Here is a 1,838-nt window from a genome sequence, read left to right as displayed (position 1 = left end):
TGACGGCATCGGTGACCTGGCGGCGGTGGACTCCGACCCGGGGCAGACCGGGAAGCTCTACCTCTACAAGGGCACCGGCAATGGCCTGAGCTCCCGCACCGAGATCGGCTCCGGCGGCTGGTAGTCCGCCTACGGGCTTCACCGGCCGGCCCCGGCCGGCCGCTGAAGCCGGGGGTGGGTCCGCGACCACCGTGCGGGCCCGCCCCTGCCCCCGCGCCCCCCACGCCCTCCCCGGCCCGCGCTGCCGGGTGCCGTCCTCCCGCTTCCCCGTCCCACGGGCGGCTTTCGCGCTGCCCGTCTCCTTGGAGAATTCCGTGATTCACCACCGTCTGAGGGGTGCCGCCTCGCTCGCCGTGGCGGCTGGCGTCCTCACCGCCGTCCTGCCGCTGGGCCTGGTCGCCCAGGCCGCCGAGCCCGGCGCGGCCGAGCCCGCCGCAGCAGGTCATGGCGTCAAAACCGTTTCCTACCAGGGGCTTTCGCTTCAGGTTCCGTCGAACTGGGCGGTGGTCGACCTGGCCCAGGCGCCCGACACCTGTGTCCGGCTGGACCGGAACACCGTCTACCTCGGCCACCCCGGGGCGGACCAGAAGTGCCCGACCCACCTGATCGGGGAGAAGGCGGACGCGCTGGTCGTGGAGACCTTCGCCGGTGCGGCCGAGCGGGCCGACCTCGCCACGGTCGCGGTGCCCGCCGGCCAGGCCGTCCCGGCCCTTCCCGACAGCGTCGGCCAGGAGGCGCGGGTGGCCTTCGAAGGCGCCGGCATCTACGTGACGGTCAGTCACATCTCCTCCTCGGCGGCCGCGGTGCAGCGCATCCTCGCCTCCGCCTCGGTGGGCGCCGGCGCCACCGCGGCCCCGGCGCCACAGCCGCCGAAGGCCGCCGGCGCCATCGCGGCGTCCGACGCGGCGTCCGACACGGCGTCGGCGGCCGCGTCCGCGACACCGAGCACCGGCTACACCGGCAAGGCGTTCGACGCCTGCGCCGCCCCCTCGTCCGGCGCGATGGCGGACTGGGCCTCCTCGCCGTACCGGGGCGTGGGCATCTACATCGGCGGTCCGACCCGGGTCTGCGCGCAGAACAACCTCACCGCGTCGTGGGTGGCGCAGCAGAGCAGCGCCGGCTGGCACCTGCTGCCCGTCTACGCGGGCACGCAGGCCGCGGGGATCTCCTCGTCGAACGCCGAGGGCCAGGGCCGGGCCGCGGCGGAGGCCGCCGTCAAGCTGGCCAAGGGCCTGGGCTTCACGACCGCGACGGTGCTCTACGTCGACATGGAGGCCTACTCCTCCGGCTATCGCACCAACGTGCTGAACTACCTGTCGGGCTGGACCGGGCGGCTGCACGAGCTCAACTTCCGCTCCGGTGTCTACAGTTCGTCGTCCAGCGGGATCAAGGACATGGTCGCCGCCTACAACTCGTCCAGCTTCGACCGCCCCGACGTCGCGTGGGCCGCGAACTGGAACAACGTCGCGGACACCAACGACAGCTACATCCCGGCGGGGTACTGGTCCAACCACCAGCGCGTCCACCAGTACGCCGGGGACGTCACGGAGTCGCACGGCGGGACCACCATCAACATCGACCGGAACTACGTCGACATCGCCGTCAAGGCCCCGGTGAACGACCCCGGGATGACGAACCTGACGGCGGGTGACTTCAACGGGAACGGCAAGAAGGACCTGGTGGCGGTCGAGGTGTCGACCGGGAAGCTCTGGTCGTACCCGGGGACCGGTACGGGGACGTTGGGCAGCCGGGTGGTGATCGGCAACGGTGGCTGGAACGGGATGGGCAACCTGGCGGTCGGTGACCTGAACCGGGACGGCCGGGACGACATCGTGGCC

1 protein-coding gene is annotated in these 1,838 nt (G+C 72.5%); it reads left to right on the top strand.

Going from position 1 to position 1,838, the window contains the following annotated elements:
- Positions 1-314 precede the first annotated feature (314 nt).
- Positions 315-1,838: glycoside hydrolase domain-containing protein (locus tag J5Y04_RS43860; protein WP_209417667.1), on the top strand; the 1,524-nt coding region annotated here is incomplete at its 3' end.

Origin of the sequence: Kitasatospora sp. RG8, assembly GCF_017813315.1 — a bacterium.
GTDB lineage: Bacteria > Actinomycetota > Actinomycetes > Streptomycetales > Streptomycetaceae > Kitasatospora.
This window is presented reverse-complemented; position numbering and strand designations above follow the sequence as displayed.